Raw genomic sequence first — 12123 nt, 5'->3', positions numbered from 1 at the left:
TTGTGGTCAACTCTCAACTGTTTTGAATGCCGATCGCCAAAATCCCCAAAATTTTATCAACTTCATTCAAAAAATACTCTAATAAATCTATTTTAACTGATTGCCCTTCCAGTATCAAAAACTTCCAAATTTCTCCCGTTGTCACCACTCCATAAATCTTTGATACCTGATTTCCCTCGCGCTCATTAAACAGTTGCGCTGCATACATTTCGGCCACGCACTGACCCAACCCAGCATTAATATTTTCCTTTTTTGCCTCAACGATTAAAATCGCAGGTGCGCTTAGAATCAAAAGTTCTACCGATCGGCTAATCAGAAAATCGCAACTCCCGTTTAATCCCAAGTCGCTATCAACCGTAAAATCGACACCCGAAAACAAACTAATGCGATCGGGAAACAGTCTGGTGAACTACCCAACACCCATCTGAGCACAGATAGGGTGTAGGCTTCCCAATTCATTGGGGATTGCCTCGGTCTTCATGGCTTTTTTACGTCCTGATAACTTTGGTCTTACATCCCCTCCAAGGGCAGAAGAGCTAGTTCCTAACTCCAAAAGTCGCAAACCTTCATTTTTAATATTGATTGCAGCATTAATATCTCTATCATGCTGTTTCTGGCAGTGAGGACAATCTACAAACCTTACGCCCAATGAATCATAGCCTTTCTGTAGCATCGGGATTGGTAGTAGAGTCTCGCTACAAAGTTGAGAAGATGGGAAAAAACGTCCTATTTCTTGGTAGGTATGACCAAATTTCTCAGCTTTGTACTTGAGCATGGTTTGAAACATCCCCCATCCTTGGTCTGATATCGATTTTGCCAAGTTGGGATTTTTTACCATGTTCTTAACTGCCAAATCTTCTACACAAATAACTTGGTTTTCGTAGGCTATTTTGCGAGATAGCTTGTGTAGAAAGTCTTCACGAATTCTAGCTATTTTGCTAGAAACTTTGGCTAATATTCGTCTAGCTTTACGACGTTTATTAGAAGTTTTATCTGTCTTTTTAGCTAATTTTTTCTGTTTGCATTTTTTATTATTTTCTAGTTTGGCTAATTGCTTTTTAGGTAGGTCATATTTTGAGCCTTCGGAAGTTATAGCAAAGTGCTTCAATCCTAAGTCAACGCCGATAGCTTCCCTAATTGCAACTACCGGATTGTCATTTTGGTTAAAAAGAATAGATGCGTAGTACCTGCCGTCTGCATTTCTCGATATTGTTACAGTCGTGAATTTAGCATCAGGTAGTTGTTTGTGAAACACAGTTTTCATTAACCCCAGATTACCGGGAAACTTAATAACAGAATCCTCTGGCATCAGTTTGATATTTTGGGGATATTGAATTGATTCCTTACCATGTTTAGATTTAAAGTTAGGGAATTTAGCACGACCCTCAAAGAAATTGACAAACGCACTTGAAAGATTGAATGTTACTCGTTGTAAAACTTGGCTATAAGCTAGTCCCAACCATTCAAATTCTTTTTTTAGTCCCGGAAGCAACTTATCCATAGCTGCTTTAGAAAGCCCCTTGCCTGTTTCTTTGTACGCGGTGGTTGTTGCATTAAGCATATGATTCCACAACCATCTAGTATTGCCAAAACATTGAGCTAGATATGATTCTTGCTTGCCTGTAGGATAAATTCTCATCTTAACTGCTCTATACATGGTATCGACCTTACCGTGTTTACATATTCATAGTAACACATTTTTGATGATTGTTTCACCAAAAACAGAATATTTTGCTCGTTTCGTCGTCGTAGTCTTCCCGGTTTTCGCTGCGCTCAAATGTGGTCAGACTACACTCCTCAACTCACGCGCAATTCATCTCGACACTGACAAACGTACAGGTACAGTGTGAGCCTTCTTGCTGTTCGAGGTAAGTTCCAGCAAAATCGGCGCAATAATCATTTCTGAGCGCGATTTTTCCGTATTGCTCGCCAGAGCAAAAGGAACATTATAAGCTAAAGTTTCTGTTAAATAATTGCTGCATTTTAAATCAGGTACGGCCGAAAACAAATCTTGTCTGGGCGAAATCGTTAAATTTAAAGATTTTTTGACACTTGCCAAACTAAAATCGCTGTAAGCCATACCTTTTGCCCTTAATTTTTTACTTTCTTAGGACTTCTACCCCATCTGACTGACGCAAGCTACCCCGCGATCGAGGGTGCATCTTAATTTGGCAAGGGCGAAGCATTTCGGCACATAATTTATGAACCAGAACCAGAGATTGACTGCCGAAATGCTTCGCCCCTACGAATATATTTGCAAAAATCAGATGCACCCGCGATCGATCGACGGTTTGATTCGGGTACCATAACTGTCAACTGTCAACTGTCAACTGTTATAACTACTTTTGTTCTGGATGCGCCGCCGCCGGCGATGTCGCTCCCATTTGATTAATAGCAGCAATTAGCTGATAAAGCCGCCCCGCATCCCGCTGGTTGAAATGCAAAACTAGGCGCGGTAAAGCGAAGGTTTCATCTGTGGCTTCGGCGGGCAGAGCTTGACTTTTTTCAATTTTACCGTCTACCAAAATATCGCTAAAATTAGTATTTAGCCGATCGACATTCTCGTCAGAAAGTTGAGACTTCAAGCGAATTACCAGTTTTCCGTCCACGTAACGGCAGGAATGATAAACCAGATAAAAACTCGCGATCGCCTCACAAGCGACATTTATATCGTCTGTAATCGTGTACAGGCTGCGATCGTCCGCTGAAATCAAACCCCGACCCCGCAATTGTTTTTGTACAAAATAATTCCAATCGTGCCAATAATCGCCTCCGGGTCGATCGAGCAAAACCAAAGGGGCCGGCCCAAACTTGCCAGTTTGAGTCAAAGTCAGACACTCAAAAGCCTCATCCAGAGTGCCGAAACCGCCGGGAAACAAAGCCAAAGCATCGCTTTCCCGGAGAAAGAATAACTTGCGGGTGAAAAAATATTTAAAATTGAGCAACTTGGAGTCGCCCGCAATGACAGGATTAGAACTCTGCTCGAAAGGTAACTGAATGTTCAGCCCAAAAGAACGTTCCGCAGTCGCCCCCTCATTCCCTGCCTGCATAATCCCCCCACCGCCACCAGTAATCACCATAAATCCCTGCTGGGCGATCGCCCGTGCAAACTCTCTGGCTAGCAAATATTCCGCCGATGTCGGCGACACCCTCGCCGAACCAAAAATCACAATTTTGCGAACGTGGCGGTAAGGATAAAACATGGAAAAAGCTCTCTCCATATCTCGCAGGGACGCCGCCATAATCTTCCAATCGAGGCGATCAAGTTCCTCTCCAGCCATTTGCACGATCGTCGAGAGCGATCGTTCGATCCACTCAGAGTGCTTTAACATTGGCAGGCGATCGATTAAGTCGATCGCATCAGCTTGGAGGGACTCAAAACCTTGACCAGAAGGAATCATGAATTTTTCCGAAACGGTAACAATTTGTTGGTAGAAAAAATTAAGGGGCAAGCCAAATTTAGAAGCTAATAGCCACCAGCAAATAGCGCTGCTAGCAACTAATAACTTTTCCAGTAGCTTTACCCCGGTTTTGAAGATAGTTAGCTTTCGCGGCCCAAAAAAACAGCCCGAAACCTCTGGCAGTTTGGTTAAATGTACTTTTCCAGAGTGTTGGCCAGAGTAGTTTTCGGAACTGCCCCAACCACCATATCAACCCGCTGACCGCCCTTAAATATCATCAGCGTCGGAATGCTGCGGATACCGTATTGGCTTGCCACATTAGGATTCTCGTCGGTATTAACTTTTACTACCTTCACCTGCCCTTCATATTGCTGGGCAATTTCGTCTACGACGGGCGCCACCATCCGACAGGGCCCGCACCAGGGAGCCCAAAAATCCACTAGAACTGGAACTTCGCTATCGAGCACTTCCTGCTTAAAGGTAGAGTCGGTTACTTGCGCGGCTGCTGACATCCCTAGCCATCCTTGTAAATACTATTTCTCGGATAACAAGTTTAGCAAAAAGTGTCACCACTTGCGTCAGTCGATTTTACGATTTTAGATTTTAGATTTTAGATTTACTTGCAGCATTGAATCTGGGAGCGTGAACTTCGATCGAATATTTTGAGTTCTCCACTCCTGGCGCCCGGGGCTGGTATCCGTTTTTGGGTAGGGAGCGACGACTTTAAGAGAAGGCTTCAGAAGGAATTCGAGAAATGGAAGTTATAAAAAGGCATTCGGCCGCAAAAAATTCTCTGTAACTCCCCCTCCCCCTCTCCCCCTCTCCCCCTCTCCCCCTCTCTCCCTCCCCCACTCTCCGGATCGAACAGCCTTAACCCCGTACCTACTGAGTAAAGGGGAGCGCTTGGGGTCAAAAAGGAACCGCCCGAACAGTAGTCCGGGCGGAGTGTGGTGTGAGGAGTGAACGGAAACATGCGTCTCCGCTTCTTATATTGTGACACCTCCTTCTCGATAATTCCACAACATTCTGTAAATTTCGAGACGATCGCACAAATTTTGTCAAGGTATCCTGGTATTCGATCGGTAAATCTACTTGCCCATGCCCAACTGCTGAGCTTTTTGATAAACTTTACCCTCAGTCAGCAGAGAAGGAGCAATCACCACTTCCACTTGCTGCATCTCCTTAATATCCTTAGCGCCCAGAGTGCCCATGCTAGTTTTCAGAGCTCCGAGCAAGTTGTGCGTACCGTCATCGAGCAGGGCTGGGCCCCGCAAAATTTGCTCCACAGTCCCAGTAGTCCCCACGCGAATCCGAGTGCCTCGCGGCAAAACCGGGCTGGGAGTCGCCATCCCCCAGTGAAAGCCCCGGCCCGGAGCTTCGGCGGCCCTAGCAAAGGGCGAACCAATCATTACTCCATCGGCGCCGCAGGCAATGCACTTGCAGATATCGCCCCCGGTAATTAAACCGCCGTCAGCAATCACCGACACGTATTTGCCAGTTTCGCGATAGTAGTCGTCCCGGGCGGCGGCGCAGTCTGCTACCGCTGTCGCTTGGGGAACGCCGACACCCAATACCCCCCTAGATGTGCAAGCAGCCCCCGGCCCTATGCCCACGAGAATGCCTGCGGCGCCAGTTTTCATTAAATTCAGGGCGACTTCGTAGGTGACGCAGTTGCCCAAAATTACGGGTATTGGCATCTCTTGACAGAATTGGGTCAAGTCCAAAGATGCGATCGACTCTGGGGAAAGAAAAGCCGTCGAGACTACAGTAGCCTGGACAAAAAATATATCGGCTCCCGCTGCGGCAACTGTTAAGCCGTATTTGCTCGCAGCGGCCGGTGTACCGCTGACGGCGGCAATCCCTCCTCCAGCTTTAATTTCTTTAATTCTGAGATCGATTAATTCTGGCTTGATGGGTTCGGCATAGAGTTGCTGCATCAGGGACACAAATTCGTGGTTCCCAACAGAAGCGATGCGCTCTAAAATGGGTTGGGGGTCGGCATAGCGGGTTTGAATTCCTTCTAGGTTGAGCACGCCCATTGCTCCCAATTCCGACAGCAAAATAGCCATGCGGACATCGACTACTCCGTCCATGGCGCTGGCGATGATCGGGATTTCTCGATCGATCCCGCCAATCTGCCACTTAGTATCTGCCAAACTCGGATCGAGGGTACGCTGTCCCGGTACGAGCGCGATTTCATCTATGCCGTAAGCTCTGCGAGCGCTTTTGCCCCGCCCAATTTCAATATTCACGCTGTTTCACTTCCACAATGTATTTAAATTAGACTAACAAAAAGTTCGCCGACCTGTGGGTAACGATCGCGCGGCTGTGTTTAAAATAATCTCGTCACTAAATTCTGATTTTATGAAATCCAAGGAGATACTTTTCCTCAGCAACGGCCACGGGGAAGATGCGATTAACTGTCAAATTGTCAATGCTTTGAGAGCATCTGCGCCAGATATTCAGGTTTCAGCGATGCCCATTGTCGGTGACGGGGCTGCTTACAGTCGATCGACAGTACCAATTATCGGGCCCACCAGTCCCATGCCATCTGGGGGAGTTTTTTACATGAATCCCCTATTTTTCCTCAAAGATTTGAGGGCGGGGCTAATTCGTTTGACTTTGCAGCAAGTGAAAGCTGCTTCGGCGCATTCGCAGCAATGCGATTTGGTAGTAACGACTGGGGATATTGTCGCGGCGGGGTTCGCCCATGCCACAGGCCGCCCGTATATAATTTTTCTGTCGGCTCATTCTACTTATTATGAAGGGCTAGCCGATTTGGGTTTCCTCTTGAATTATTTGCTTTCCTCCGAGCAATGTCTGGCTATTTTCACTAGGGATGCTTTGACTGCTGCGGACTTAAACCAACAGGGTTTCGAGAAAGCCATATTTGTCGGCAATCCTGTCATGGACAACCTCAATGCTATAGGCAAAGATTTGCAGTTAAAGCCCGGAGTTCGGACGATCGCCCTTCTGCCCGGTTCGCGGCTCCCCGAAGCCAACGACAACCTAGTTTTGCTGCTAAAATTGGTCAAAGAAATTGCCGCCAACTCTACCTTACCAGTGCAGTTTCGAGCAGCCTTAGTTCCAAGTTTAATGCTGGAATTAGATAATATTGCAGCGCGCTCCGGATGGCTGCACCGAGAAGGAAAGTTAGTTTGTCAAGAAATCAAACAGCATGGTAGCGAAAAAGCAGCAACAGTTGAAGTAATTTGCTACTCAGATGCTTTCGCCGACATTTTGCAGCAGTCTAATTTAGTAATTGGGATGACCGGAACTGCGATCGAACAAGCCGTAGGCTTAGGAAAACCAGTAATTACCATCCCCGGTAACGGCCCGTCATTTACCTATCGGTTTGCCGAGGCTCAAAATCGGCTTTTAGGTGATTCAGTGCAAGTTATTGGCAAAGAACCAGCAAATCCTGAGATTATCAAAGAAGCTGCCGCTTCAGTCGATCGCACTTTGCAAGACAAAAAATATTTAGAGACTTGCGTAAAAAATGGCTTAGAAAGAATGGGGCGATCGGGCGGTAGCAGCCAAATTGCCGATCGCTTAACCAAATATCTTTCTGATTAATTGGAGTATACTGCTTAAACAATTGAGAGTTAGCAGTTGGCAGGAAAGCAGTTGACAGCGAGGTTTTAAACAGTTAATACTCAACGCCTGTAATTCTTAAAAAGCTAAATTTAGTTAGGAGAGGGATGGGCTTCTCGCATCCCCTGTTGTTATCAGAAAGAATTGGTTGAAAGCCCCAAGCCCGCTCAGGAGAAATTTTAAAAAGACGATTCATTACTCCAATCCTCTTCCTTCCAGGTAGAGGTCGCCCTCAACTGTCAACTGAAAAGTCTTGCCCAATGTTCGCAATTGAATCGATAGAGTTCATATTGCCAGCGTTCGTGAAACTCTGCTACAGAAATATGCAATGCTTGGTTGATGAGTTCCTTTTTCCGATATAATACAATACCGTTTACTTAACGCTTTTTAGGAATTTAATCTGACGATTTTCCTGGCAATACAAACATTTTTTGCAAGTCAGATTCTTCCTAAGTCAACCGTATTGCGATATAATATCCATTTGGCAGTTTGAAATCTATCCCAATCAATTTGCCAAATTGCTAATCTTGCCGTATCTTTTTGGCGATTGCTATGAATTGGTTCCCATGCGATAGATTCCCAATCGTTGAGTTGTACTGAGTAATGCAAGATATTGGGGTTGTGAATGTCGCGATGATAAAGTAATTTCCCGAAATCTGGATGATGGAAATTATTGTTGATTAAATTGTGAATATAATTTGACATGATTTTCTGATTTATTTGCTCTTACTATTATAGATATTTTTAAGTAAAGCACAGGCGATCGATGGCTAATGACTAATTACCAATTACCCACGATCGAATGTACCTCATGTTACTGAGAAAAGTGATAGTCATACCATTGGGGGATAATAACTCATCCGATTGGGTGAGGCGGAGTCGAGAGTTTGTGGCTGTATTATTAAACGGTTATTTTCAGGGAATCTATCGATGAAGTTGAAAGCTCTGTTCACTGGTTTAGTTGGTCTGACAGTTTTAGGAAGCGGTTTGTTGGCAGTGGAATCTGCGATCGCCCAACCAGCCTCTGTTTTTAGGCCGTTGATTGACGACATTCGCCGCCAATTGCCGAAAGGCTTGAAAATGCGACTGCCTGCCTCTATCCCCGCTACTCCGATACAGCTTTATCCTTTCATTGAGTCCGATGGTAAAGTATTTAAAGTTAATATCGGAATTAAGCCAGACTGCGCTAAATCTGCTAATGCTTCGTCTTGCACTGTCGGAGTATTCGCTGTGGTTTCACCCGCTAATTCTAAAAATTGGCCTGGGCAAGATAAGGATATTTCGCCAGTTAATTTGAGTGGTGGAATTCGTGGCTACTATTTAGCAAAAGGTGGTGGCAGAACTATTTCTTGGGAACAGGAAGGACTCAGATATGCCGTAGCGGTATCGGCGAGTGCAGTGTCTCAACAGCAGTTGCTGGATCTTGTTAATTCGATGGTGAGTCAACCGGCGATCGCCAGTATTCAATAATCGCACAAATCTAAAATTCTGAATTGCTCAACAATCTGACTATTTTTTGGGCATCGTTCAATTCGCCGACTATTCGCCGCACGGGTTTCGGCCAGATTTTAATTAAAGTGGGAGTTGCTGAAATCTGATCTGCTTCTGCTTGTTCGGGATGTTTTAACACATCGATTACTTTCAAAGTGTAGGGGCGATCGAGACATTGCTCTAGGAATTGGTATAAAGTTTTGAGGGTGCGTTCGGTGCTGGGGTTGCTCCCGGAAACAAACAGCCGCAAAACGTACCCTTGGGTTGGTGGCGGTGGGGTGAGTCCTGTTGGTTTGGTTCGCGGGAACAGCGGAGATTGTCGAAAGTGGGAGGGAGGCGCGATCGCAGAATTGTGAGAGTCCGATCGCCCAACGTCGATCGGATATCGTACAACTAAGTCGTGATTTTCCCAAAGTTCGGGGAATTGTTCGTGATAAGTGGCGATCGCCATTGGTTCGCAGATTTCGTCGCTGCGGGCTTCCCAAACCAAGTCGCCCGTGCCAAAAATGGCATTTAGCAGCGTTTGATGTCGCAGCACCGGGGGGTATGCCTCGGCTGCCACCCGCAACTGTCGATCGGTGCGATCGCGCCAGCAGTCAACTGTTGCCGTGTAGCAAGGTATCAGAAAATGCGGCGGTTCCGACAAACCGAGTATCTCCTGGAGAGCAACGCACAACTGCAAGTGCCACTGAGTTTGCTTGCGGGAGTCTATAGAATAGATTAAGTCTCCCCCTGGTGTAAACAGTGCAATGCCTTTAAAAAATTCTGGTAAAATCGGGCGATCGACTTTCATAAAAATAATACGGGATGCGGGAAACGAGCGCGTCTTTAGACCTGAGAGGAAAGCGACGCGAGGGACTTCAGTCCCCGTGTTCTTGAAAATGTGGTATAATTTGAATTGTGAGTAAGAACAAAAACATCTACGTGTTGAAACATCCTAGTATCGGAGAAATCCCTGCAACTTAGTACACAAGAGTGAGAGGTAACACAAAAAGAGCGGTGGGATGGCAGGATGTTGAGCGTACCGTGTCTTGGCTTAGCGATGGATTCTGAAAGCATTGGAAATAACAATCATTAGCTAGTAACTATCGCTTGACGATTGGTGACTAGGTAGACGGCGTTTGACGGCCGTAACGAGATTAGATTTAGGTAATACACGCTTGTCTAATTCTGTCAGTAGAATCTCAGTGGCGTTGACTCCCTGAGAGTGTCAATGAAGTACCAATAGACTTGCATTGCATAAATCTTTGATTGATAGATATAGCCTTTCTCTAAAAGGTTCGCGGACCAATTTTGCCAGGAAAAGCTTGACACTGTAACGGTTGCAGCATACCTCGGCATACCTCATCTTTCGCTCGAAAGGCTATAAACCGCAGATGCAACGCAGATCAACGCAGATCATTTCAAGACTTGAGAGCGATTTTTGCAATCTTTTGTAATAACAGTTAACTATTAATTAATAACAGTTAACTGTTAACACTTAACACTCGACCTTTAGACTCGACCTCGGAGCATCTGGGCCATTTCGTTCGGGAACGGTGAGTTTTCTACAGCCAGTTCTTCAGTAATTCTACCTTCTTGATAAAGGCCGTAGAGCGACTTATTCATCGTCGTCATGCCTTCATAAGTATCTTTGATCATGATTTGGTTGATTTCCTCATTCTGCCCCTTCAGAATGTATTCCTTAACCACGTCGGTATTGATCATAACGTCGTGGAAAGCAGCCCGCTTGCCGTCTGTGGTTTTGCACAGCAGTTGAGCAATAATCGCCACTAGGGATTCGGAAATTGAAACCCGTATGGCCTCCTGTTCTTCCGCCCCGAACATATCCAGAATCCGGTTCAGGGTTTTAACTGCACTGTTGGTGTGCAGGGTTCCTGCAACTAAGTGACCTGTCTGAGAGGCTTTGAGGGCGATTTCCACCGTTTCTCTGTCCCGAATTTCTCCTACTAGCAGCATATCCGGGTCTTGCCGCAGAGCGCCTTTGAGAGCGCTCATAAACTTGAGGGTGTGTCTGCCGACTTCCCGGTGCTTGATCAAGGATTTTTTGCTTTCGTGTACGAATTCTACCGGGTCTTCGATCGTGATGATGTTGTAGGCTTTATTTTTGTTGATGTAGTCGATCATGGCGGCCAAGGTGGTAGATTTGCCCGATCCTGTGGGGCCCGTCACCAAAATCAGCCCTTTGTGGTAGCCACATATTTTCTTAAAGACTTGCGGCAGGTTCAATTCCTCCATTGTCAATATTTTGGCAGGAATTAGCCGCAGCACCATCGCCGGGCCGGCCAAGGAGTCCATGCAACTGATCCGAATGCGGACGAAGCCGAAATCGAAAGCGCCGTCAAAGTCTAGGGTTTTTTGGAAAATTTCAATTTCTTCATCGCTCATGCACTCGCGCAGCCAGCCAAAAAACGTATCTAAATCCGACGGTGGATAGCCGATGTCGGCTATCTCGCCCCGGTTTCGGAAGCGCGGGAATTCGTTGACTCCGAGGTGAAGATCGGATACTCCTTCTTCTTTGGCTCGCATTACCAACTCTTTCAAAGTCGGAATTTTGCTGTTGCTGGAATTTTTAGGTGTGGCGAAGGATTGGGGCGCGGGTGCCGGTGGCTGTGTGGCGGCGGGTGGTGGGGGTGCTGGTGCTGGTGGCGGTGCTGGTGGCATTCCTGCTGCTCTGGGAATGCCTGGAGCTGGAGGGCGGGGCAGCCCGGGCGGTGGGGGAGCTCCGGGTACGGGCGGACGAGGAGCTGGCGGATGCTGTTGTGTCATATGCGCTACTTTGAATTTGGTGAGAAGGCTGACTCGAACAGTTGACACTCAAGGCGCGTAAACGCACTGAGATTCTTTAGAAGGAGATATCCACCGTTGGACATTGCTCGAACCGCTACTCGTAGAGCCGCTTAGTCGAACTCTACCGCAGCGCGACAGGGGGTGCCAATTCCCACTATTCTCTCCGCTATTTCTAGCATTGAGGCTACTTTGATTTGTTGTGAGTGATTCACTCGCCCCAGAGTCTTTACTTGCAAAGGCTAGAGGTAGGGTATTATTGGATACCAGTTTAACCATTTCGGTTAAACGTCTTTTAACTACAACGTCCAATTGCTAGGAGTTTCACCTTACTTTAGAGGTCAACGTGTGTGTGTCTATTTTAACACACTTCCCACATATAAAGCCGTCCTGTAAGGCTTGCCCTGAGCTTGCCGAAGGAACGGGGGTTGCACCCACATTTTCTGATGATTTGTGGAAGTTAGACAATGCCGATCGCCCGAAGAGGGTTTCTTGCACAAAAGCTTAACTGTTCAGATCAGTTTATCTCAAGAGGGGGTCGCAGCAAGGAAATATTCTGCTGTTTGCACGCGGGCGATCGCTCTGGGCCTACAATCGAATATGGATTTTCGACATTTTTGAATATTTTTTTAAAGGGAAAGACTTTTTCTTAAAAAACAGTATTATAAAACTTTATTAAGTTTGTAAGCAGTAGTAAGCAATAGTAGTATCATATAGTCAAAATGGTCAACTGAGAGAATTATTGCGAGCATCAAAAAATGGAGAGTCTGAATGCAACTAGCAGAGAGGCACATCATTAAATCCACCGAGAATCGTTTTGTTGAAATTGATGAACTAGCCTTTAAATCCA

12 protein-coding genes are annotated in these 12123 nt (G+C 46.1%); 2 read left to right on the top strand and 10 right to left on the bottom strand.

Annotated elements, in window-relative coordinates:
• Positions 1 to 13 precede the first annotated feature (13 nt).
• From JGK14_RS13890 to JGK14_RS13865, 6 genes are all read right to left on the bottom strand, one after another.
• Complete coding sequence (locus JGK14_RS13890; RefSeq protein ID WP_325315190.1) at positions 14 to 379, bottom strand: hypothetical protein; 366 nt, start codon at positions 377 to 379, stop codon at positions 14 to 16.
• 30 nt (positions 380 to 409) lie between these two features.
• Positions 410 to 1657, bottom strand: coding sequence for an RNA-guided endonuclease InsQ/TnpB family protein (locus JGK14_RS13885; protein ID WP_293198765.1), 1248 nt, complete (start codon positions 1655 to 1657; stop codon positions 410 to 412).
• A gap of 156 nt (positions 1658 to 1813) precedes the next feature.
• Positions 1814 to 2080 (bottom strand): hypothetical protein, encoded by a 267-nt coding sequence (locus tag JGK14_RS13880; protein WP_293181486.1) that lies wholly within the window; start codon positions 2078 to 2080, stop codon positions 1814 to 1816.
• A gap of 259 nt (positions 2081 to 2339) precedes the next feature.
• Entirely contained in the window at positions 2340 to 3401 is a 1062-nt protein-coding gene (locus JGK14_RS13875) for an LOG family protein (RefSeq protein ID WP_293181483.1), read from the bottom strand.
• Between the two features lie 188 nt (positions 3402 to 3589).
• Entirely contained in the window at positions 3590 to 3913 is a 324-nt protein-coding gene (gene trxA / locus JGK14_RS13870) for a thioredoxin (protein ID WP_006631199.1), read from the bottom strand.
• A 576-nt stretch (positions 3914 to 4489) separates the two neighbouring features.
• Positions 4490 to 5653, bottom strand: coding sequence for a GuaB3 family IMP dehydrogenase-related protein (locus JGK14_RS13865; protein WP_293181480.1), 1164 nt, complete (start codon positions 5651 to 5653; stop codon positions 4490 to 4492).
• A 112-nt stretch (positions 5654 to 5765) separates the two neighbouring features.
• On the opposite strand from JGK14_RS13865, the gene JGK14_RS13860 reads away from it, so the two are divergent.
• A complete protein-coding gene (locus tag JGK14_RS13860; RefSeq protein WP_293192812.1) occupies positions 5766 to 6977 on the top strand; it encodes a lipid-A-disaccharide synthase-related protein in 1212 nt (403 codons plus the stop codon).
• 73 nt (positions 6978 to 7050) lie between these two features.
• Here the strand turns inward: JGK14_RS13860 and JGK14_RS13855 are convergent, their stop codons facing one another.
• Both JGK14_RS13855 and JGK14_RS13850 read right to left on the bottom strand, forming a co-directional pair.
• Positions 7051 to 7191 (bottom strand): hypothetical protein, encoded by a 141-nt coding sequence (locus JGK14_RS13855; protein WP_293223948.1) that lies wholly within the window; start codon positions 7189 to 7191, stop codon positions 7051 to 7053.
• Positions 7192 to 7433: 242 nt separating this feature from the next.
• Positions 7434 to 7700, bottom strand: coding sequence for a hypothetical protein (locus JGK14_RS13850; protein ID WP_293181474.1), 267 nt, complete (start codon positions 7698 to 7700; stop codon positions 7434 to 7436).
• Between the two features lie 225 nt (positions 7701 to 7925).
• Here JGK14_RS13850 and JGK14_RS13845 point away from each other — a divergent pair, with 225 nt between their 5' ends.
• Complete coding sequence (locus JGK14_RS13845) at positions 7926 to 8465, top strand: hypothetical protein (protein ID WP_293213952.1); 540 nt, start codon at positions 7926 to 7928, stop codon at positions 8463 to 8465.
• A gap of 10 nt (positions 8466 to 8475) precedes the next feature.
• On the opposite strand, the gene JGK14_RS13840 is transcribed toward JGK14_RS13845, so the two are convergent.
• A complete protein-coding gene (locus tag JGK14_RS13840; RefSeq protein ID WP_325315189.1) occupies positions 8476 to 9279 on the bottom strand; it encodes a circadian clock KaiB family protein in 804 nt (267 codons plus the stop codon).
• A 701-nt stretch (positions 9280 to 9980) separates the two neighbouring features.
• On the bottom strand, positions 9981 to 11255 hold the full coding sequence (locus JGK14_RS13835) for a type IV pilus twitching motility protein PilT (RefSeq protein WP_442921449.1): 1275 nt from the start codon (positions 11253 to 11255) through the stop codon (positions 9981 to 9983).
• Positions 11256 to 12123 lie beyond the last annotated feature (868 nt).

The organism is Microcoleus sp. PH2017_28_MFU_U_A, assembly GCF_020738035.1.
Lineage (GTDB): Bacteria > Cyanobacteriota > Cyanobacteriia > Cyanobacteriales > Microcoleaceae > Microcoleus.
This window is presented reverse-complemented; position numbering and strand designations above follow the sequence as displayed.

What these genes read in the sequence shown, in the direction of transcription:
- JGK14_RS13885 (WP_293198765.1), bottom strand. Translation starts at nt 1,657, where the DNA reads ATGTATAGAGCAGTTAAGATGAGAATTTATCCTACAGGCAAGCAAGAA.
- JGK14_RS13880 (WP_293181486.1), bottom strand. Translation starts at nt 2,080, where the DNA reads ATGGCTTACAGCGATTTTAGTTTGGCAAGTGTCAAAAAATCTTTAAAT.
- JGK14_RS13875 (WP_293181483.1), bottom strand. Translation starts at nt 3,401, where the DNA reads ATGATTCCTTCTGGTCAAGGTTTTGAGTCCCTCCAAGCTGATGCGATC.
- trxA (WP_006631199.1), bottom strand. Translation starts at nt 3,913, where the DNA reads ATGTCAGCAGCCGCGCAAGTAACCGACTCTACCTTTAAGCAGGAAGTG.
- JGK14_RS13860 (WP_293192812.1), top strand. Translation starts at nt 5,766, where the DNA reads ATGAAATCCAAGGAGATACTTTTCCTCAGCAACGGCCACGGGGAAGAT.
- JGK14_RS13855 (WP_293223948.1), bottom strand. Translation starts at nt 7,191, where the DNA reads ATGAATCGTCTTTTTAAAATTTCTCCTGAGCGGGCTTGGGGCTTTCAA.
- JGK14_RS13850 (WP_293181474.1), bottom strand. Translation starts at nt 7,700, where the DNA reads ATGTCAAATTATATTCACAATTTAATCAACAATAATTTCCATCATCCA.
- JGK14_RS13845 (WP_293213952.1), top strand. Translation starts at nt 7,926, where the DNA reads ATGAAGTTGAAAGCTCTGTTCACTGGTTTAGTTGGTCTGACAGTTTTA.
- JGK14_RS13840 (WP_325315189.1), bottom strand. Translation starts at nt 9,279, where the DNA reads ATGAAAGTCGATCGCCCGATTTTACCAGAATTTTTTAAAGGCATTGCA.
- JGK14_RS13835 (WP_442921449.1), bottom strand. Translation starts at nt 11,255, where the DNA reads ATGACACAACAGCATCCGCCAGCTCCTCGTCCGCCCGTACCCGGAGCT.